Here is a 20175-nt window from a genome sequence, read left to right on the forward strand (position 1 = left end):
TAATTTCGAAGTATGAGTTGCATGCTTTACAGCCTGGCTACGTGGTTAAGCGTAACTTAGCTATTTTTACTTTTGACCGCTTCGACTGAACTACTCAACTTTTGCACTGTAGCTTCAAGTTCTACTATCTTTTTGTTTTGGGCGTAACTTGAAAACCAGCTAGTAATAATTATTAAAAACACCAGAATGGACAATCTTCTGGTTTTTACTTTCAAAAATGTTTCTAAATTTTTAGCTTCACAAATACAAGACATCGCTTTCTCTCATTACCTTAATTATCTCGAATTAATAAGGTAATGGGAGAAAGCGACAAAATAGGTCGCGTCTTTTTTTTATTTTGAAAGTTCAAATTTCCTACAGGGAGGGTTTCGAGTTACTGACCGACAATGATTGCTAAGTAACTCGAAGTCACTGATGAAATTATAATGCTCAAAGCGCTAAGATAGTACAAATGGCTATTATTTGACCTCAACTCCATACTGACCCAATGATTTTATCATACGCCTAATAACTCTGGATTTTAGCTGCTTTGGTGCCTTTACAATAATCTGGTCTGATAAACCCATAAGCCAGTTCTCTAATTCCAAGGTATGAGGCAACTGAATAGAAATATCGATCCAATCATCTTGAGTAATCGAATTAGCAAAAGCCTTTTCGTCACTAACTTTCTGGCTAACATTAATGACTGATTCTTGGAATAGCTCTTTGGCATACCCTTTTACTGTGAGTTTCACATCAATTAGCTCTGCATTTACCAATATACCCACTGCACCTGTTTGAATGTATTTTGAAGTATCAAAGTCAGTATCGAACGTTTCATTTAACAGCTTGGCGCTATTAACCCGATGAAAAAGAAGATGCCTAGGTTCTTCATAATCATAAAAGTAGCAAATAAGAACCAACTTAGTGTCTCTTACCACCATCCCTATTGGTGAAATAAGGTGAATAGAATCCGAGTTCCCGTAAGTTATTTCTAATTTACGTTGCTCCAGTATTCCTTGAGTTATTAGGGATTTAATTTCAGTATTAATATTTAATGGTTTAAAAGCCAAAACATGTGGCAAGTTCGCAATTTTCGAAGGCCAAGAGTGCAATGATTTAGATCTCACAAGCGTATCTTTTGATTTTTTAAAAATTGCATTAAGCTGAGAAAATACCTCTTTAGGAAAGTAGTCTTCAAGGTGTTGCTCGACTAGCTGAAGTGATAAAGCTTCCTCAGCAGAAATAGAAGGTAAGAAAATATCAGAACGTTTTCTAGAATAAGACCATTTGTACCCGTCAGGCGAGTCTGAACTTACTAGCCCAAATAAGTCTGCTACTTCCACTAAGTCTCGCTCTACAGTTCGTTTTGTGACTGTAAAACCTCTATTTTCAAGGCCTAATTGTAAAATTTTGGCTGTTGTCCACCTAGGAGTAATAGGGATAAGTTGCATCATATTAATAATGCGAGGGAGAGTCTTTCCTTTAGCCGTTGGCATCAACTTTGAGCTCTTATTATAACTTAAAATTATAGATATATTATCATAAATTAAATGATAACAGCAGGTTAGCCTATGGTTGTAGATAGGGAATTTCACTCTTTTTATATATAAAAGAACTTTTATAGCAGAATGCTTTGGGTTAATCTGCGTGCGATAACGATGATCTAGAAGTTATTTAAAAGCCCCGTAACCATGTTTTTAAGCCCCCAAGCTTCTCTAGCATTTAATAAACACTTAGCAAGGAAACTTAATGAAAGCAGACTTTCACATTAGAAGCTATGAAAATAGTACGTTGTACCGCTCATTTGAAAGTGATGAATTATCAATCCCCCCTAGTCAAAAAATAAAATACATCGTTCCAATAAATACCAACGATTCTATAAAAATTAAGCAAATGATATTAGCTTATAAAGTAGCAAATAATGGTGTTACCGATAAACACTCTAAGCCGCACTGGATTTATGTTGATGATATTTTGAAGGTTAACAACAGCGATGAAGAGTTATTTGCCGTTCAGTACGAAGGGCATGAAAATCACAAAGATTATGCCGAATTTCCTACAGAAAAAGTGGCTACTGAGTTATTTGATACTTTGACTCAGAGAAAATGGCAGTCTTTAAATTGTTTGACCCATACATTAATCGATAAAAAAGCATATCAATTAAGTAAAAAGCTATCTCAACACTTATTGGATTTTTATCATGAAAATAAACCATCAGCTATTGACGAATACGACCTTGAACAAGATTTGTTAAAGAATAAAGCAATTAAAACAGACCTTGGCTGGCAGATCAAAATCAATGACTACCAAATCAACTTTCTTTTAAAAGAGTTAAGTGAGGATGATCACCCCATAGAAATTAAAAAACTGCGTGCGCAACATCAAGATGAGTCAATTGTTTACTTGAATTTAGACCGTCGAGACTTTGATATTAAGTTAGGTTTGCAAGCGTCTGTAGATGACGACACGCTTATTTCAGAGCCTCACGATGTCGAGCAATTTGTAGCAACTGCTAATATGTTAATTAATGGAGGCTCCGTAGAGTTATTCGTTTTCGCTCTCAGAAAGCCTGATTCAAATAATGCATGGGTGGGTTCCTTAAACCTACTAAGTTGAGTAACTGAATGACCAATATTTAATATAAACAACATTGCGACTTATTCTGTCGCAAGTATTTTATATTATGAACATGTGTTGTTTCCGTGAGGGAGCAGAAGAAAAAGTGTGAGAAACTTTTTCATCATGGCCTACTAGATGTAGGCCTTTTTTTGATCAAAAAACGCTTAACTATAGAGGAAGGAGTAGTTAGTCGAAAAATGAATGAGACAATGAAATATTTAATTTACTACCCATAATTAACTAGCCAAAACATCCATAAGAGCTATGAGGTACCACATAAATAATTATAACTTTATAAAACGCAGCAAAATTACTCCCCTTAAGGATTTAAAACTAGTAAAGCGACCCAGTGGTGGGTTTCGCAAACACCCTTCGAACTTTTTTAAGCGAAATTGCTTAGATAAATTTGAATCTAAAGGCACTCAAGACCTTGCTGATAAAACAAACATAGAAATCGAGACTCTAAAACAATTTATGGTAGCTAACTTGGCTGTTAACTCTGTGCTAGCCGACAAACTAGAAAAAGCGACTAAAATTAGCGCTGCAACTTGGTTGGAATTACAACGTCAATATGATGAGTACATAAAATAACTCTTACTTGGGTGGCTAAACAAGACTAACCACTTTCGAGATTAAGAAGCTACTTTCATAGTGTTATTTTACGCTGATAAAAAGGTTGATCTGGGTTACTTTTACCGTGGATTCTCAACTATGACTTTAGTTTATATTACTTTAAGGTTGCTAAAATGAGCTCAAACAAGCTTTTAATTAAATCACTGGATCTGGCTTCAAAATATCATGCGCAGCAAAAGCGAAAGTCGGATGAGTCACCCTATATAAATCATTTGATAGAAGTGGCAGTCCTACTAACTGATATCGCTGAAATTGATGAAAACGATGAGCTATGCGCCGCAATACTGCATGACATTTTAGAGGACACTGATATTACAAGAGGGGAGATTTATAAAACCTGTGGTAATCGTGTTCTGGAATTAGTAGAAGCCCTTACTGACGATAAATCGCTATCTTTAGAGGAGCGAAGAGAAGAAACGCTTAAAATGCTTCCGAGTAAGTCAATCTCGGTAAAGCGTATCAAATTAGCTGACCTGTGCTCTAATGCTTGTACAATACCTTCTGGTTGGTCACCTGAACGCAAGGTAGATTACTTTTTCTGGTTAGATCAGGTTGCTGACATCTGCGCAATATCTAGCCTCTCGCTGTATAATGAATACTTGAAAAGAAGAGCTGAGTATTTCTCTAAATAGTGCCCTCAATTTAGCTATTATTTTTATTTAAAATGAAGATTAGCCAGATAAACCTGTCACTTTGGGGTTTAGTTTCACTTTTACAAACGGGTGTTAAACTTTGCTCAGTAATTTACTTTTGTAAGCCCTTAAATTTAACCAGTGCCGCTAAAGCGGTGCCTACAGCATAACCCAAACACAAAATTTGATCAGTTTCAGCCTAAAATCTGAAACCTGTTAACTCAAAAAAGCATTAATTTGACAGCGGAGACTGAGAGTTGAACACTTATTTTATTTACAACCACAAAAAAGCCCGCAGCGTTAACTGCGGGCTTTTTATTGAATGAGTGAGTCAGCCGTATAAGCCGGGTTTTGTCCTTTCCGAAGAAAGTGATAATCATTCGTCTAGGCCATAAATCGCTCTATGGCTCAAGCAACCTACCCGGTTCCAACGTGGGCCACGCCATAAGGAACCCTATTTGGTCTTGCTCCGAGTGGAGTTTACCTTGCAACCGACTATTACTAGCGGCCCGGTGCGCTCTTACCGCACCCTTTCACCCTTACCAATCCGAAGATTGGCGGTCTCCTCTCTGCTGCACTTGTCGTGGGCTCACGCCCCCCAGCCGTTAGCTGGCACTCTGCCCTATGGAGCCCGGACTTTCCTCCCCCTGATCATTTTCGTCACAGGCAGCGATCATCTTGGCTGACTCGGCGCGCAGTATACATGAGGCTAATACCAAGCGCAGTAAAATTTACTCTTTTTCTTCAATAATTGTTTTGTATAAAGCGTTTTTCTTCATTCCAAAGTATTCAGCAACAACGCCACAGGCTTTTTTCATTGGCATTTCGCTTTCAAGAAGTGCCAGCATTTTTCGCGCTTCAGGCGGAACATCGTCTATTTGCTTTGGTTTGCCCGCAAGCATAAGCACTATTTCGCCGCGCTGCTTGGTAGGATCATCAGTTAAAAACTGTTTAAGCTCACTTACACTACCATTAAAAAATGTTTCAAAGGTTTTGGTTAGCTCTTTAGCAAACACAACTTGCTGCTCATCACCTAGGGCTAGTGCTAAATCATCAAGGCTTGCCATAATACGGTGCGTACTTTCGTACATTATGCTGGTAATGCCTGAGTTAACAGCTTCGATAAAAAAGTCTTGGCGAGCTTTGCTTTTAGCTGGCGTAAAACCAATAAACTGAAAGCGGTCGGTTGGTAAGCCTGAACAACATACGGCTGTAATTGCAGCACATGCACCTGGAACGGGTGTAACATGAGCGCCTTGTTCGCGACACAGATTTACAACAGCGTAGCCTGGATCACTAATTAGTGGTGTACCAGCGTCAGATACTAAAGCAATATTTAAACCTTGATTAAGTTGATCAATAATTTGTTGTGCTTTTTGCTTTTCGTTGTGGTCGTGTAATGCAAACGTTTTTGCCTTAATTCCAAAGTGGCTAAGTAGCTTGCCGGTATGGCGAGTGTCTTCAGCAGCTATTAAGTCAACTTGCGATAATGTCGCAATGGCACGGTGACTTAAGTCGTCATAATTGCCAATTGGGGTGGCAACAATGTAAAGAGTGCCAATTTTCTGTGAATTCTCCTCATTTAACATTGAGGTCTCCTGCGTCAGTCAGTAATATAAGCAAATCGCGTTAACGTATTGGGAAATCATTGTGCGACTTAAACTAGTTAGTCTATTAATTATATTGTCAGGGTTATCGGCGTGTAGCACAACCGAAAAACCAACTAAAAACAGCGATAACGTAAGTAACCGCACTAATGCACTGCAAAATCAGGCAACCAGTGCGCAATCTATCTATCAATTGGCGCAAAACCGCCAAGGTGCCGATAAAATACAGTTATTGTATAGCGCCCGTGATGCAGCAATTAGTGAGCAAAACTGGCCTTTATTAGAGATAATTGGGAATGAGCTTGAATTAACCGCAAGTGTTGATCAAATCCAGAACCGCCTTTATATTGCATTTGCACAAAAACAACAGAATAAAAATGATCAAGCTTTGGTTATTTTACAGTCGCTAGACGGACAACTGACTCAACCTGAGCATTTTGCTTGGCATCAGTTTTTAACGGCCAGCATTTACGCATCGCAAAATTTTCCTAAAAAAGCTGCACCCTACTTTTTTAGGGCCTCTGAAACAGCAACAAAAAATAATATAGAAATCCCTCAACTTAATCAAAATTTGTGGGATAACTTAAAGCAACTTTCTTCTTACGCGCTTGAACGCTTTAACCGTGGTTCGGTTATTCAGCAAGGGTGGGCTAACCTAGCGTTATATCATCAAGTATATGCAAGTAGTGGCGTAGAGTTAGATCAAGCGATCAACAATTGGCGCAGACGCTATATTGGGCATCCGGCTTTTACTGTATTACCTGAACAAGATGAAATGCTTACTGAACTTGCTCCTATCAATATAGAGCGCTTAGTTGTGCTGTTTCCACAATCGGGCCCTAACGAACGTTTAGGTGATGCCCTTAAAGCTGGCGTATTAGCTGCACTTGATACGCAAAATATCAACGACACTATTTTTATTGATGAAAACCTAAGTACAAAAGAAATTGCAGCGCAACTTGAAGAAATAAAGCCTGACTTTGTAATTGGTCCTCTACTTAAAGCAAATATTGATAAACTTGCCAATGCACAAACTCTTATTGATACTCCGGTACTACATTTAAACACCTTTGATGGTGAGCGCATTTCGCTTCAGCATTATTACTTTGCACTAAACCCTGAGCACGAAGTACAACAAGCCTTAGAACACTTTTTAACTAAGGGCTATCAAAAACCTATGTTGCTTGCACCAAATAACGCAAATGGCCAACGCTTGGTTGATTACTTTAACTTACAGTGGCAACGCTATAGCGAAACCAAGCCGCAAATAGGTTTTTATAACGATAAAAAAGATATGCCTAATACAATTACCAGCTTGTTAGAAGTTGATAAATCAAAAGAGCGCATAAAAGCGATTAAAGCACTATTTAAACAGGAAGTAGAAAACGAAACCCGTTCGCGTAGTGATATAGACGTTATTTATATTTTGGGTGATGCAATAGAAACACGCTTAATTAAACCCTACCTTGATGTAAACGTAAGTACATTTGCAGATCGTATTCCACTTTATGCCAGCTCTAAAAGTCATAGTAAACAAATTGACAGTACTGACAAAGGCGACTTAGACGGCCTATACTTCACTGAATTGCCGTGGATGCTCGATTCGCAAATTAAACAACATAACTTACGCCAGCAGTATGATTCGTTATGGCCAGAGCAAGTAGATATTAGCCAACGCTTATTTGCAATGGCGTACGATGCTGTATCAATATTACATGACATCAGGCAGTTAAGCGTAATGCCAGGCAATCAATATAGTGGTTTAAGTGGTAAGTTATCTGTTAATACCAGCGGCCATATAGAACGCACGCTCGACTGGGCTCAATATACAAACCGTCGCATTAAGCCTGTGCAATTAGAAACACAACGCCCTGTACCATTGTTTATGCAATCAGCGGGTGACATACAAACTATCAATTAAATTTAATTAAGGGGGCGGCATGTCGTGGTTTAAAGAGCTGTGGCACAATAGTCGCGAAAAAGGCCAGTATTATGAGCTTGAAGCGCAAAAATACTTAGTTACTCAAGGGCTAACACCCATTGAACGTAATTATTACTGCCCCTTTGGTGAGCTTGATGTCATTATGAAAGAAGGCGATACCCTTGTATTCGTTGAGGTTAAGTTTCGCAAAAATAATGCTCGTGGCGGTGCCAACTATGCGCTTAGTCCACAAAAAAAAGCTCGATTAAAACGTAGTATTTATCATTACTTAGCAGCTAAAAATTTAACTAACCAAGCTCTAAGAATTGATTATGTAGCCATTACAGGAGAAGCATCTTCTAATATTAATTGGCTTAAAAATGTATTTTAAACGCAAATACAAAGATAAATTATTGGTAGGCTATGCAAGACACAATTAAAGAAATTTTTACAGAAAGCATTCAAGTTCAAATCGCTGCTGGTGAAGTGCTACCTAGTGCTCTTGAGTCAGCTGCATTTACTATTGCACAAAGTCTGATCAACGGAAATAAACTCATTTGCTGCGGTACTGCAAATTGCCACATGCTCGCTCAGCATATGGCGGGTGTGTTGGTTAATCATTATGAAACCGAACGTCCCTGCTTACCTGCAATTGCTCTATCGCAAGAAAACGTTAATCTGGGGCAAAGTACTCAAGTAGACGATCACGATACATTTGCTCGCCAAGTCCGCGCTTTTGCCCAACAAGGTGATTTATTGCTTGTCCTGGCTATAAACGGTAACGAAAAACATGTTATTTCTGCCGTTGAAGCTGCACTAACTAAAGATATGAAGGTCATAGTTATGGTTGGTGATGATGGTGGCGAGTTGGTAGGCCTACTTGGCCCTAACGATGTTGAAATTAGATCGCCATCTAAACGCCCTAGCCGCATTATCGAATCCCATTTAGTTAACTTACATTGTTTAAGCGAACTTGTTGATTTAACGCTTTTCCCTCAGGATGAAAATTATGTTTAAACGCTCTCTTATTGTTTTAGGTACTGTTGTATTACTGCAAGGCTGCGCAGCCGCTGTTGTTGCAGGTACAGCCAGTGCAGTAACTGCAGCGAACGATCGCCGTACTATTGGCTCTCAAATTGACGATAACAATATTGAAATAAAAGCCAGTATTGCACTTAGCGAAGTTGAACGTCTTGAAAAATTTGCCAATATAAGCGCTGTAAGCGTTAACGGTATTGTTTTACTTGTTGGCCAAGTTGCTAACGAAGAAATGAGAAACGAAGCGCAGCGCACCATTGAGGGCGTTTCAGGTATTCGTAAAATACATAACCAAATTCGTATTGGCTCAAATACTGGCATTACTACACAAACTCACGACTCTTGGCTAACTTCTAAAGTCAAAGCCCAGCTACTAACAGCAAAAGACATTAGCAGTAATAACATTAAAGTAGTGACAGAAAATGCTGAAGTTTTTTTAATGGGCTTAGTATCTGACTCTGAGTCAACTCAAGCTGTAAATATTGCCCGCAATGTTTCTGGCGTAGAGCGTGTAATTAAAGTATTTGAATATATGTAAAGCAAAATACAGACATAAAAAAACCGCTTATTCAGCGGTTTTTTTTGGCATTTACTTATTATTTAATAACGCGTAAATGAGAGCCTTTTTTCTTCTCAGGCTTTTCTGGTGGTGTATCATCAATAAACTCAGCTGATGAATCAACACTTTCAAGCTCTGGCACAAAATCGTCTTCGTCCTCTAAAAACTCATCTGCGGTAAAGACTGTTCCTTCGCCATTTTCACGCGCGTATATTGCAAGCACAGCACCTAGAGGTACATACACTTGCATTGGCTGACCACCAAAGCGCGCACTGAAGCTAAGTTGGGTTAAGTCTAACGAAAACTGTGTGACCGCTGATGGACTTATGTTTAAAACAATTTGTCCGTCTTGAGCAAATTGTGTTGGCACTTGTACATTTGCAAATCCAGCGTCTACCACTAAATGCGGTGTACACTCGTTATCGACTATCCAATCAAAAAAAGCACGTAATAAATAAGGACGATTAGGCGTCATTATAAACGGATCTCACGCTCAGCTTCAGTTAAAGAGGCTTGGAATGACTCACGTTCAAATAAACGGATCATGTACTCTTTAAGCTCTTTAGAACCTGCACCATTAAGCTCAATACCAAACTCTGGTAAACGCCATAATAGTGGAGCTAAATAACAGTCTACTAAGCTAAACTCTTCACTCATAAAGTAAGGTGCTTCGCTAAAAATAGGTGCTACAGCAAGCAATGCTTCTGTTAGCTCTTTACGAGCTTGAGCAGCGTCTGACGTGTTGTTACTGATTTTGTCAGCTAGGCTGTACCAATCAGTATCAATACGATGCATCATTAAGCGGCTACGACCACGCATTACCGGGTAAACAGGCATTAGTGGAGGATGAGGAAAACGTTCATCAAGGTATTCCATGATGATGTTTGCCTGGTATAAACCAAGCTCACGGTCAATCAGTGTTGGCACTGTACCGTAAGGGTTAATTTCGTGAAGTGCTTCTGGCAAGTTATCTTTTTCAGCCAAATGAATATCTACACTTACACCTTTTTCCGCAAGTACAATACGTACTTGGTGGCTATACATACAGTTAGCACCAGAAAAAAGGGTCATTACAGGGCGCTTATTGGCAGCTACGGCCATGCCTATACCTCCATTAAATAACTAAAACAGCAAAAGGGGCTTAAGCCCCTATTGCAAAATTACCTTTAAAAATGTTCAACCTAATGAACATCTCTCCAGTATTCTTTCTTAAGCATAAATGCCAAGATAAACAGGATAATTAAAAATCCTATTACCTTAATACCTAGCGCTTCCGATTCAAGACGTGAAGGTTCACCCACGTACTCAAGGAAGTTTGTTAAATCACGAGCCGCTTGGTCGTATTCATCTATGCTTAATTCGCCCGTACCATCGGTTTCAGTAGCAATAACTTTAGTCACAGTGTGACCATGCTCTTGTACTTCTTTAGTGATAGGTGTTGGTAAACCTTGTAGTTCTTGAAGAACGTGAGGCATACCTACCGATGGGAAAACAATGTTGTTAACCCCAAACGGGCGAGATTCATCTTTATAAAACGATTTTAAGTACGTGTAAATATAATCTGGTGATTTTACACGAGCAATTAGAGTTAAATCCGGCGGAGCCGCACCAAACCATTTTGCTGCATCGTCTTTTGTAATCGCGTTAGTAATATGACTACCAACTTTAGAACCGTCAAAAATCAACTGCTCTAAACCAACCTCTGTTGGGATACCGATATCACGAAAAGTACGTTCATAACGTTGATACTGCATTTGGTGACAACCAAGACAGTAGTTCATGAACAACTTTGCACCGCGTTGTAAAGATGGTTGATCAGTAAGGTCGTTGTTCGCTTCCATTAAAGGAACCGATGGACCCGCTGCCATAACCATGTTCGGCAACAAGTTTACTGATAAAGCAAATAAACCAATAATAAGCTTCTTCATCATTTCGTTAACCTCTCTGGCAATGGCTTAGTTTTTTCGTTCTTACTGTATACAAACAACAGTACGAAGAACATAAAGTAAGTCACAGTACAGATTTGAGAAATAATCGTTTTCATATCAGTTTGTGGAGTTGCGCCCACCCAACCTAGAAGAACGAAAGTTACAACAAAACCTGCAATGTTCCATTTATGGAAACCACAACGGTAACGAACCGATTTAACTCTACCACGGTCTACCCAAGGTAGTAACGCAAGTACCACAATCGATGCACCCATCGCCGCAACACCGATTAACTTATCAGGGATTGCACGTAAGATTGCATAGAATGGCGTAAAGTACCAAACCGGGAAAATATGCTCAGGTGTTTTAAGTGGGTTAGCTGCCTCGAAGTTTGGACCTTCTAAAAAGAAGCCATTCATCGCTGGCATAAAGAACACAACCCAACAGAACAATATTAAGAAACCAACCACACCCACAATATCTTTAACTGTGTAGTAAGGGTGGAATGGTATCGCATCAACAATATCTTTCTTGTCAGTGTAATACTCATGAAATTTAAATTTAGGCTTATCTTCTTCAGCTACTGAGCCTTTCTTACGTTTAATCTCAATACCTTCAGGGTTATTTGAACCCACTTCATGTAGAGCAACAATGTGTAAGAAAACTAAGATTACGATAACCAATGGTAGTGCAATTACATGTAATGCAAAGAAGCGGTTAAGCGTTGCACCTGATATTACATAGTCACCACGGATCCAAAGTGTTAAGTCATCACCAATAACCGGAATAGCCCCGAATAAGGAGATGATTACCTGTGCACCCCAGAACGACATTTGCCCCCATGGTAATAAATACCCCATGAATGCTTCAGCCATTAGCGCTAAGAAAATAAACATACCAAATAACCACAGTAACTCACGTGGTTTTTGATAAGAACCGTAGATCATGCCACGGAACATATGCATATATACAACGATGAAAAACGCTGATGCACCGGTTGAGTGCAAGTAACGTAATAACCAGCCATATTCTACATCACGCATGATGTATTCTACTGAAGCGAATGCGCCTTCAGAAGACGGAACAAAGTTCATCGTTAACCAAATACCTGTTAGGATTTGGTTTACTAGTACCAACATGGCTAATGAGCCAAAAAAGTACCAGAAGTTAAAGTTTTTAGGTGCTGGATACTGTGCAATGTGCATGTTCCAAACACGTGTCATTGGGATACGGTCGTCTATCCAACCAATAATCTTACCAAACATTAGGCTGCCCCTTTTTCTTCGCCCACTAAAATAGTGGTCTCATCAAGAAAAGTATAAGGTGGTATCTCTAAGTTTAATGGAGCAGGTACCGATTGAAATACACGGCCAGCCATATCAAATTTAGAACCATGACATGGGCAATAGAAGCCATCATCGGTTCCTTCAACTTTCTCACTAAAGTTACCTTGGAAAAAGCCAGGTGAACACCCTAAATGCGTACAAATACCTACAGCCAGAAAGATTTCTGGACGTAATGAACGGTAATCATTTGTTGATGATTCTAATTGTTGTGGCTCTTGCGAATGCGGATCACGAAGTTGACCTTCATGTTCTTTCATTTGCTCAAGCATTTTTGGGGTCCGTGATACAACCCATACAGGTTTACCACGCCACTCGACACGTATTAATTGTCCCGGTTCAAGTTTGCTGATATCTACTTCTACAGGCGCACCCGCAGATTTAGCTCGCTCACTTGGATTCCAAGACGCAATAAAAGGAACAGCAGCCCCAGCCGCACCAACACCACCTACAACAGAGGTAGCTATGGTTAAAAAGCGACGTCGGCCATTGTCTACAGGCGCATTGCTCATCCACTTATCTCCACTATGATTCTCAACACTTGCTATATTGAGAACATCAGTTACAGCAGGTTAATTATTCGAATTTTTAAAATAGAAGCGATCATAATTAAAACCCTTGATTAAAACAAGGTTATTCAAAGCCCTATGCTCGAATAAAACTAACTTGATCAAAATTTGATTAAGTAAGTTCGAGAATAAAGCCGAACGACTATAATAACGCTTCTGTAAAAACAATATACTGACCAAGATCAACACCACTAAGAGGAAACAGTAAAAACTGTACATAGTGCGGTTAAACTCACTCATTTTACTTCAATGCCAATTGTAGCAAAAAATTCCACCAATTAACTGATGGATTTAAACTAATTACGATAATTATTTAACTTTTTTGCAGCTATCTGAGTGTTTTTTAACTTTCGTTTGATTAATACGCAGTTATTAATCAATTTGATCATCATTAATTGCTGCAATCACCCAGTATCACCGTCGATATAAATAACTTTATATTAAGTTGCAAATGTAAACATTTTGATTTAAAAACAAAAAACCCAGCATAAGCTGGGTTTTTGAATTCTTGATAACGTATAGATTAACGTTTTGAGAACTGTGGACGCTTACGCGCTTTCTTAAGACCCACTTTCTTACGTTCAACTTTACGTGCATCACGTGTAACAAAACCTGCTTTACGAAGTTGTGAACGTAATGATTCGTCAAACTCCATAAGTGCACGAGTGATACCATGACGGATAGCACCAGCTTGACCAGTTGTACCACCACCAGAAACGGTGATGTAAAGGTCAAATTTTTCAGTCATATCAACTAGCTCAAGAGCTTGATGAACAACCATGCGTGCTGTTTCGCGACCAAAATACTCTTCTAGAGAGCGTTTGTTGATTACGATGTTACCAGTGCCTGGGCGTAAGAATACGCGAGCACTTGAACTTTTACGACGACCTGTACCGTAGTATTGATTTGCCATGATGGTGCTCCTTAAATGTCTAGAACCTGAGGCTGTTGTGCAGCATGGTTGTGCTCAGTACCTGTGTAAACTTTAAGTTTACGGTACATAGCGCGGCCTAAAGGACCACGTGGCAACATGCCCTTAACAGCCTTCTCGATGATCATTTCAGGCTTTGCAGCTTGAAGTTTATCAAAAGTAGTAGACTTAAGACCACCTGGAAAACCAGAGTGTGAATAGTACACTTTGTTTTTGAATTTGTTACCAGTTACAGTAACTTTTTCAGCGTTGATAACGATGATATAATCACCAGTATCTACGTGCGGTGTATATTCAACTTTATGCTTACCGCGTAGGCGATGAGCGATTTCAGTAGCGATGCGACCTAAAGTTTTACCTTCAGCGTCAACTACGTACCAGTCACGTTTTACTGTTTCTGGTTTAGCAACAAACGTTTTCATTTATAAAAATCCAATGTTTTTCAATTAAAACCACAAGTAGTTAATATTAACTACTGCTCTAAGTTTGCTATAACCCCTTCGAGTTTTAGACTTTTGCGCCGCTCACAAGTGGCTAGACTATATGAGGGCATAGAACGCAACGTGGCAGACGCGGGAGTATACCAGCACTTAAAACACATTGCTACTCGCCGGTTGTTTTTTCCACAAGAAATTTTAGAAATAAGAAGTACTATATATGCACCTCTTATTTTTAATGGCTAACCTATTACACTTTTACCTACTAATTTAAACCAAATGCTCTCTAGCTAAATACTCTAGAGACTGCATTTCTTGCAAACGGCTTATACAGCGCTTAAATTCAAAGTTTAAATTACCTTGGGTATAAAGTTCGGTAATAGGTTTTTCAGCCGATATAATTAAAGTTACATGGCGCTCGTAAAATTCATCTACTAAAGCAATAAAGCGTCTAGCGGCATCATCATTAGTTTGCCCAAGCTGTTTTACGTTAGAAATAATCACCGTATTATATAAGCGGCTAATCTCCATGTAATCAACCTGACTACGCGCTGTTTCGCATAATTCACTAAACTCAAACATCACCACGCATTTAGCTACTTTTCGCGTTTTGATTAAACGACCTTCTATCTCTATCGGCTCATCTAATTGTCCAGGCTCTGACGATAGCTTATCGAAGTATTCAAATAAGTTTTTATCCGCTTCTTTATCTAACGGACTATGAAAAATTTCGGCTTGCTCTAAGGTACGCAACCGATAATCAATACCTGAGTCTACATTAACTATTTCTGTATTGAGCTTAACCAGTTCTATAGCAGGGACAAAGCGGGCACGCTGCAAGCCATTTCTGTAAAGCTCATCAGGCACTATATTAGATGTAGCAACAAGTACTATACCCCGTGCAAATAGCGCTTCCATTAAGCCACCTAGCAACATAGCATCGGTAATGTCTTGAACAAAAAACTCATCAAAACAAATTATGTCTGTTTCTGCTTTGAAAGTGTCGGCTATTTTTTCTAATGGATTAGCCGTATTGTTTAGTTTTTTAAGCTCATTATGCACTCGGTGCATAAATCGATGAAAGTGCACGCGCATTTTACGTGTACCCGGTAGTGATTCGTAAAAAGTGTCAACTAAATAAGTTTTACCACGCCCTACTCCACCCCAAAAGTACAAACCTTTTATAGGCGCAGGTTCATCTTTACTAAATAACTTAGCAAAAAAACCTTTTTGTTTTGGCTTTGCCTGAGTTAGGTCATCGTATAGACGTTGTAAATGGCGCACAGCATTTTCTTGTGCTGCGTCGTGTACAAAGTCATCTCGCTTTAAGTCTTGTTGGTATGTTTGCCAAGGAGTCATATCTATTTACAGTTAAAACACAGTTTAATTTGCAAAGCATATTAACACGCATCATAACTCGGGGTATATTACACTTAGTATGATTTATAATTGAATCGGCATTCGTTAGTTATTTTCCCAAAGGGGTAGTTTTTATGGGCACAGTTATGTGGGTAGGTTTAATTGTTATTGCTGCTGTTGTAGCATTTTTTATTGGCGCATTTGTTACTAAAAAACAATTCAAACAAGATGAATTAAAAGAGCAGGCAGAGCAAGCTGAAAATGCATTAGAGCAGTATCGTCAAGATGTAGCTGATCATTTAGCGAATACTGGCAAGCTCGTAAATAAAATGAAAGAAAACTATGATCAACTGCTTAGTCACGTTGAAGAAACAAACCAACTTCTTCTAGAAGATAGAAATAAAGCACCAGCAGAACCTTATTTTTCTAAAGAAACAACAGAACAACTACAAGCGTCTTTAAAAGAGCGTCGTTCAGATCGTTCTTCAGCCGCAGCGCAACCAGCTGATTATGTATCGGGTGAATCTGGTTTATTTGCTGGTCAAAATAAAGGTTCAGAACATTCTAAAGTATCTTGATGAACTTTTTTTAGACCCCATAGTCTTTAGATATAACAGCTTTGTTGTTTTATCTTAATAAATCGAAAAGGGCTGCTTTTAAAGTAGCCTTTTTTGTTTTTGCTTTATCTTAAGTGGAGTTACCCCTGACTATGAAAATGAAATTATCACTTATCAGCGCAGCTATCCTATCTACAAGCTTATTAATGAGCCCTGTAGCGTCTTATGCAAAAATGCCAATTGCAGTAAATGGTCAACAACTACCCACTCTTGCCCCCATGCTAGAGAAAATATCTCCTGGTGTTGTAAGTATCCAAGTTTCAGGCTCTAAAGAAGTACGCCGCCGTGCAGATCCTCTCGAATATTTTTTTGGACAGCAACAGCCTCGCAGTCAAAAACGCCAATTTAGTGGATTAGGTTCTGGGGTCATTATTGATGCTGATGAGGGTTATGTAGTGACTAATAACCACGTAATCCAAGACGCCGAAAAAATGGTAGTTACTCTCGAAGATGGCCGTGAATTTGAAGCAACTAAAATTGGTACTGACACAGAATCAGACATCGCTCTTTTACAAATAGACGCTGATGACTTAACTGAAATTAAACTCGCTAACTCAGATAATTTACGAGTGGGCGACTTTGCGGTTGCGATTGGTAACCCATTTGGCCTTAGTCACACAGTTACATCAGGTATTGTTAGTGCCCTTGGTCGAAGTGGTTTAAACATTGAGGGCTACGAAGATTTCATTCAAACCGACGCAGCTATTAACCAAGGTAATTCTGGCGGTGCTTTAGTTAACCTCAATGGTGAGTTGATTGGTATTAATACAGCTATTTTAGGTGCTTCTGGCGGCAACGTGGGCATTGGTTTTGCGATTCCATCTAATATGATGAAAAATCTAGTCGATCAAATTATTGAACATGGTGAAGTGCGTCGAGGCTCGTTAGGCATTTCTGGTCGTCCACTTGATGCTGGACTTGCAAAAGCACAGCAACTTGATGTCAAACAAGGTGCTTATGTAATGCAAGTAATGGACGACACTGCCGCAAGTAAGGCTGGAATTGAAGCTGGTGACGTTATTGTTAGCATAAACGGTGGCGACATTAGTGGTTTTCATGAACTACGCAGCAAAATTGCTACGCTAGGTGAAGGCCGTGAGATAAAACTAGGCATTTACCGCGATGGTAAAATTAAAACAGTGAAAGTAACCCTTGATGGTGCATCAGGTGTTACAGCGACCGGTGAAGAACTCCATCCTGCATTCCAAGGCGCGACACTTGAAAATGTACAAAAAAATAGTAATAAAGGTGTTGAGGTTACTTCAGTAGATCCTCGCTCACCGTCTGCCCGTGTTGGCCTTGAAGAAGGCGATATTATTATGCAAGTGAATCGTCAACGAGTTGAAACGATTCGCGACATGAATAAAATCATCGACAGTACAAAAGGTAATATCGTACTTGGCGTGCAACGTGGTCGTGAGTCTATATTTATTTTAATTCAGTAATAAATAGCACTATTAATGTAATAAAAATAACAGTGGCACTTGCCGCTGTTATTTTTTTTATGTCATCATAAAGAGATTGCTCACTTACATAATAAGAAAATCGTGCTGAAACTAATAAAATTTATTCTTCCCCCTTTATTTGCAGGCCTAAGTATTGCTTTTTTAGTGGTTTTTTTCAGCCCTAATATGCGAGCGGCTTTACTTCCAAATGTTCCCCTACCAAGCGCAATGAGTTCGAGTCACCTAAGTTTTTCTGATGCAGTTAAACGAGCAGCTCCTTCTGTGGTTACTATTTTTTCAGAAAGTATTTCCAAAGAACCTCGTTATAAAAGAAAAAACACGGTACAAGAGCTTGGCTCTGGCGTCATCATGTCGCAAGACGGTTACATTCTTACCAACTACCATGTTGTTAATAATGCAGATCAAATTATGGTTATTCTAACCGATGGCAGACGCTTTTTTGATGTACAGCTAATTGGTTTTGATACTATTACTGATCTAGCCTTACTTAAAATCAATGCAGATCACCTTCCGGTAATTCCTGTAAATGATAGCTATGTATCCAATGTAGGCGATGTTGTACTTGCCATAGGTAACCCGCTTAATTTAGGCCAAACAATCACGCAAGGAATTATTAGCGCAACGGGTAAGCAAAAAATTACAGACAGCCCGTACAATAACTTATTGCAAATGGATGCGGCTATTAATGTGGGCAACTCTGGCGGCGCATTAGTTAACTCCAATGGTGATTTAGTTGGCATTACTTCTGCGCAGTTTAAAACGCGTGAGAACTTGAATATTCAAGGAATATTCTTTGCGGTTCCTTACTCACTTGCTAAAAAAGTAATGGGTAAGCTCATTCGTCATGGTCGCGTTGTGCGCGGCTATTTAGGCTTTGAAGGCACAGCAGTAGATAGTACCGGCAAGGAAGTAAACGACAGCCTAACCCCAGTTACTGGCATGCGTATTACTAATTTAGACCCTTTGGGACCAGCATGGCAAGCGGGCATTGAAGAGCAAGATATTGTTATTAAAATTGCAGGGCTTTCGGTAGCAAATCCACAAAAAGTGCTGGAAGAAATAGGTAATACAGAACCAGGTAAAGAAATAGAATTTGAGCTTTACCGGAATGGTAAAATAGAAAAAATCATGGTGGTGGTAGCTGAGCTTGAAACAAAGCTTTAATAAAGAATAATACCAACTTTCATAAATCGTCAATAAAAAGGTCGGATAGCAATTTGCGTATCCGACCTTTTTAAAATAGCTTAGCTAGTTAAATATCTACTTAATTACTTCGACGTTTAATATTTGCACCCAACGCACTTAGCTTATCTTCAATGCGCTGATAGCCTCTATCAACGTGATAAATACGGTCAACAACCGTTTCACCCTGTGCCACTATACCCGTTAAGATTAAGCTAGCTGAAGCGCGTAGGTCGGTTGCCATCACTTGCGCGCCCGTTAGGCTCTCAGTCTCACCACAAATTGCGGTATGCCCTTCTAAACGAATATTAGCGCCCATACGCTGCAACTCAGGTACATGCATAAAACGGTTTTCAAAAATCGTTTCTGTAATAGTCGCACTACCACTCGCTACTACATTTAATGCTGTAAACTGAGCTTGCATATCCGTAGGGAAACCTGGGTGTGGAGCTGTTTTAATATTTACGGCTCTCAGTTCTCGGCCGCGCATATCAAGATAAATACTGTCGTTATGTACTTCTAAGTGTGCATTTGTTGCACGTAGCTTTTCAATCACAGGCTCAAGAGAATGAAAGTCAGTGTTTTTGCAAAGTACTTCACCGCCTGCCATTGCTGCAGCGACTAAAAACGTACCTGTTTCTATTCTATCTGGTAAAATGCTGTGCTCGCATCCTGCTAAACGCTCAACGCCTTCAACTTCAATGCGGCTAGTACCTGCACCCGTAATTTTAGCGCCCATAGCAATTAAGCAGTTAGCTAAATCAATTATTTCGGGCTCGCGTGCAGCGTTATCAAGTATGGTTTTACCATCAGCGAGGGCAGCTGCCATCAATAAATTTTCGGTAGCGCCTACGCTTACCATTTCCATAAAGATTTCAGCGCCTTTTAAGCGACCGTTTACCTTGGCATTAATATAACCATTTTCAACGTTAATTACCGCGCCCATGCGCTCCAAACCCTGAATATGAATATCAACAGGGCGAGCACCAATAGCACACCCACCAGGTAAAGACACTTGAGCTTCACCAAAACGTGCAACTAAAGGGCCTAATGCAAGTACTGAGGCACGCATTTGCTTAACTAAGTCGTATGGCGCTAATGTTTTATTAACCGTTGCGCCGTCAATCACTAGCGTATCGCCGTGCCAATTAACATCAGCGCCTAGAGTTTTTAATAAGGCTTCAGTGGTCACTATATCGCGAAGGCGCGGTACATTAGTAAATGTACTTTTTCCATCAGCTAATAATGAAGCAAACAAAATAGGAAGTGCGGCATTTTTAGCGCCAGAAATAGTCACTTCACCAGCAAGTGAAGTACCACCTTGAATTACAAATTGATCCATTAAGAGGCCC

General features: G+C 39.4%; 21 protein-coding genes and 1 other RNA gene. 10 read left to right on the forward strand and 12 right to left on the reverse strand.

Annotation, left to right across the window (positions count from 1 at the left end; genetic code table 11):
• Window positions 1–458: 458 nt before the first annotated feature.
• Window positions 459–1478 carry a WYL domain-containing protein gene (locus GQR45_RS00160; protein WP_010554283.1) on the reverse strand — a complete coding sequence of 340 codons (1020 nt, stop codon included), beginning with the start codon at window positions 1476–1478 and terminating at the stop codon, window positions 459–461.
• A 253-nt stretch (window positions 1479–1731) separates the two neighbouring features.
• Here GQR45_RS00160 and GQR45_RS00165 point away from each other — a divergent pair, with 253 nt between their 5' ends.
• The 3 genes from GQR45_RS00165 to GQR45_RS00175 all read left to right on the forward strand — a co-directional run bounded on the left by GQR45_RS00165 (window position 1732) and on the right by GQR45_RS00175 (window position 3866).
• Window positions 1732–2598, forward strand: a complete 867-nt coding sequence (locus GQR45_RS00165) for a hypothetical protein (RefSeq protein ID WP_010554282.1) — start codon at window positions 1732–1734, stop codon at window positions 2596–2598.
• Window positions 2599–2865: 267 nt separating this feature from the next.
• Window positions 2866–3192: a hypothetical protein gene (locus GQR45_RS00170; RefSeq protein WP_010554281.1), complete on the forward strand. Its 327-nt coding sequence runs from the start codon at window positions 2866–2868 to the stop codon at window positions 3190–3192.
• A gap of 155 nt (window positions 3193–3347) precedes the next feature.
• Complete coding sequence (locus GQR45_RS00175; RefSeq protein ID WP_010554280.1) at window positions 3348–3866, forward strand: HD domain-containing protein; 519 nt, start codon at window positions 3348–3350, stop codon at window positions 3864–3866.
• A 324-nt stretch (window positions 3867–4190) separates the two neighbouring features.
• Here GQR45_RS00175 and rnpB read toward each other — a convergent pair.
• An RNA gene (gene rnpB / locus GQR45_RS00180) (RNase P RNA component class A) lies at window positions 4191–4555 on the reverse strand.
• Window positions 4556–4597: 42 nt separating this feature from the next.
• On the reverse strand, window positions 4598–5455 hold the full coding sequence (gene rsmI / locus GQR45_RS00185) for a 16S rRNA (cytidine(1402)-2'-O)-methyltransferase (RefSeq protein ID WP_138488543.1): 858 nt from the start codon (window positions 5453–5455) through the stop codon (window positions 4598–4600).
• Window positions 5456–5516: 61 nt separating this feature from the next.
• Between rsmI and GQR45_RS00190 the strand changes: the two genes are divergently transcribed.
• Genes GQR45_RS00190 through dolP form a run of 4 tightly spaced genes read left to right on the forward strand, consistent with a single transcriptional unit; the run spans window position 5517 to window position 8970 of the window.
• Entirely contained in the window at window positions 5517–7394 is a 1878-nt protein-coding gene (locus GQR45_RS00190; protein WP_165724747.1) for a penicillin-binding protein activator, read from the forward strand.
• 19 nt (window positions 7395–7413) lie between these two features.
• Window positions 7414–7785 carry a YraN family protein gene (locus GQR45_RS00195; RefSeq protein WP_024607456.1) on the forward strand — a complete coding sequence of 124 codons (372 nt, stop codon included), beginning with the start codon at window positions 7414–7416 and terminating at the stop codon, window positions 7783–7785.
• A gap of 32 nt (window positions 7786–7817) precedes the next feature.
• Entirely contained in the window at window positions 7818–8411 is a 594-nt protein-coding gene (locus GQR45_RS00200) for an SIS domain-containing protein (RefSeq protein ID WP_002957968.1), read from the forward strand.
• On the forward strand, window positions 8404–8970 hold the full coding sequence (gene dolP / locus GQR45_RS00205) for a division/outer membrane stress-associated lipid-binding lipoprotein (RefSeq protein ID WP_121953723.1): 567 nt from the start codon (window positions 8404–8406) through the stop codon (window positions 8968–8970). The genes GQR45_RS00200 and dolP overlap by 8 nt, the downstream gene beginning before the upstream one ends.
• A 58-nt stretch (window positions 8971–9028) precedes the next feature.
• On the opposite strand, the gene GQR45_RS00210 is transcribed toward dolP, so the two are convergent.
• The 8 genes from GQR45_RS00210 to zapE all read right to left on the reverse strand — a co-directional run bounded on the left by GQR45_RS00210 (window position 9029) and on the right by zapE (window position 15558).
• The gene (locus GQR45_RS00210) at window positions 9029–9466 is read right to left on the reverse strand and encodes a ClpXP protease specificity-enhancing factor (protein WP_165724748.1); all 438 of its coding nucleotides are present in this window, start codon (window positions 9464–9466) and stop codon (window positions 9029–9031) included.
• Window positions 9466–10092, reverse strand: a complete 627-nt coding sequence (gene sspA / locus GQR45_RS00215) for a stringent starvation protein SspA (RefSeq protein WP_002957965.1) — start codon at window positions 10090–10092, stop codon at window positions 9466–9468. The genes GQR45_RS00210 and sspA overlap by 1 nt, the downstream gene beginning before the upstream one ends.
• Before the next feature lie 80 nt (window positions 10093–10172).
• Window positions 10173–10922: a cytochrome c1 gene (locus tag GQR45_RS00220; protein WP_007580337.1), complete on the reverse strand. Its 750-nt coding sequence runs from the start codon at window positions 10920–10922 to the stop codon at window positions 10173–10175.
• On the reverse strand, window positions 10919–12184 hold the full coding sequence (locus GQR45_RS00225; protein ID WP_007580335.1) for a cytochrome b N-terminal domain-containing protein: 1266 nt from the start codon (window positions 12182–12184) through the stop codon (window positions 10919–10921). The genes GQR45_RS00220 and GQR45_RS00225 overlap by 4 nt, the downstream gene beginning before the upstream one ends.
• Entirely contained in the window at window positions 12184–12774 is a 591-nt protein-coding gene (gene petA, locus GQR45_RS00230) for a ubiquinol-cytochrome c reductase iron-sulfur subunit (RefSeq protein WP_007580333.1), read from the reverse strand. The genes GQR45_RS00225 and petA overlap by 1 nt, the downstream gene beginning before the upstream one ends.
• Before the next feature lie 580 nt (window positions 12775–13354).
• Window positions 13355–13747, reverse strand: a complete 393-nt coding sequence (gene rpsI, locus GQR45_RS00235) for a 30S ribosomal protein S9 (RefSeq protein WP_024590200.1) — start codon at window positions 13745–13747, stop codon at window positions 13355–13357.
• A gap of 8 nt (window positions 13748–13755) precedes the next feature.
• Window positions 13756–14184 (reverse strand): 50S ribosomal protein L13, encoded by a 429-nt coding sequence (gene rplM / locus GQR45_RS00240; protein ID WP_007378318.1) that lies wholly within the window; start codon window positions 14182–14184, stop codon window positions 13756–13758.
• Between the two features lie 285 nt (window positions 14185–14469).
• Window positions 14470–15558, reverse strand: coding sequence for a cell division protein ZapE (zapE, locus tag GQR45_RS00245; protein WP_010554277.1), 1089 nt, complete (start codon window positions 15556–15558; stop codon window positions 14470–14472).
• A 134-nt stretch (window positions 15559–15692) separates the two neighbouring features.
• Between zapE and GQR45_RS00250 the strand changes: the two genes are divergently transcribed.
• The 3 genes from GQR45_RS00250 (at window position 15693) to GQR45_RS00260 (ending at window position 18805) form a co-directional block, all read left to right on the forward strand.
• Complete coding sequence (locus GQR45_RS00250) at window positions 15693–16136, forward strand: YhcB family protein (RefSeq protein WP_165724749.1); 444 nt, start codon at window positions 15693–15695, stop codon at window positions 16134–16136.
• 131 nt (window positions 16137–16267) lie between these two features.
• The gene (locus GQR45_RS00255) at window positions 16268–17620 is read left to right on the forward strand and encodes a Do family serine endopeptidase (protein ID WP_010554276.1); all 1353 of its coding nucleotides are present in this window, start codon (window positions 16268–16270) and stop codon (window positions 17618–17620) included.
• A gap of 102 nt (window positions 17621–17722) precedes the next feature.
• On the forward strand, window positions 17723–18805 hold the full coding sequence (locus GQR45_RS00260; protein WP_024590199.1) for a trypsin-like peptidase domain-containing protein: 1083 nt from the start codon (window positions 17723–17725) through the stop codon (window positions 18803–18805).
• 100 nt (window positions 18806–18905) lie between these two features.
• On the opposite strand, the gene murA is transcribed toward GQR45_RS00260, so the two are convergent.
• On the reverse strand, window positions 18906–20165 hold the full coding sequence (gene murA / locus GQR45_RS00265) for a UDP-N-acetylglucosamine 1-carboxyvinyltransferase (protein ID WP_165724750.1): 1260 nt from the start codon (window positions 20163–20165) through the stop codon (window positions 18906–18908).
• Between the last annotated feature and the right edge of the window lie 10 nt (window positions 20166–20175).

Source organism: Pseudoalteromonas sp. SA25, from assembly GCF_011378705.1.
GTDB classification, from domain to species: domain Bacteria; phylum Pseudomonadota; class Gammaproteobacteria; order Enterobacterales; family Alteromonadaceae; genus Pseudoalteromonas; species Pseudoalteromonas arctica.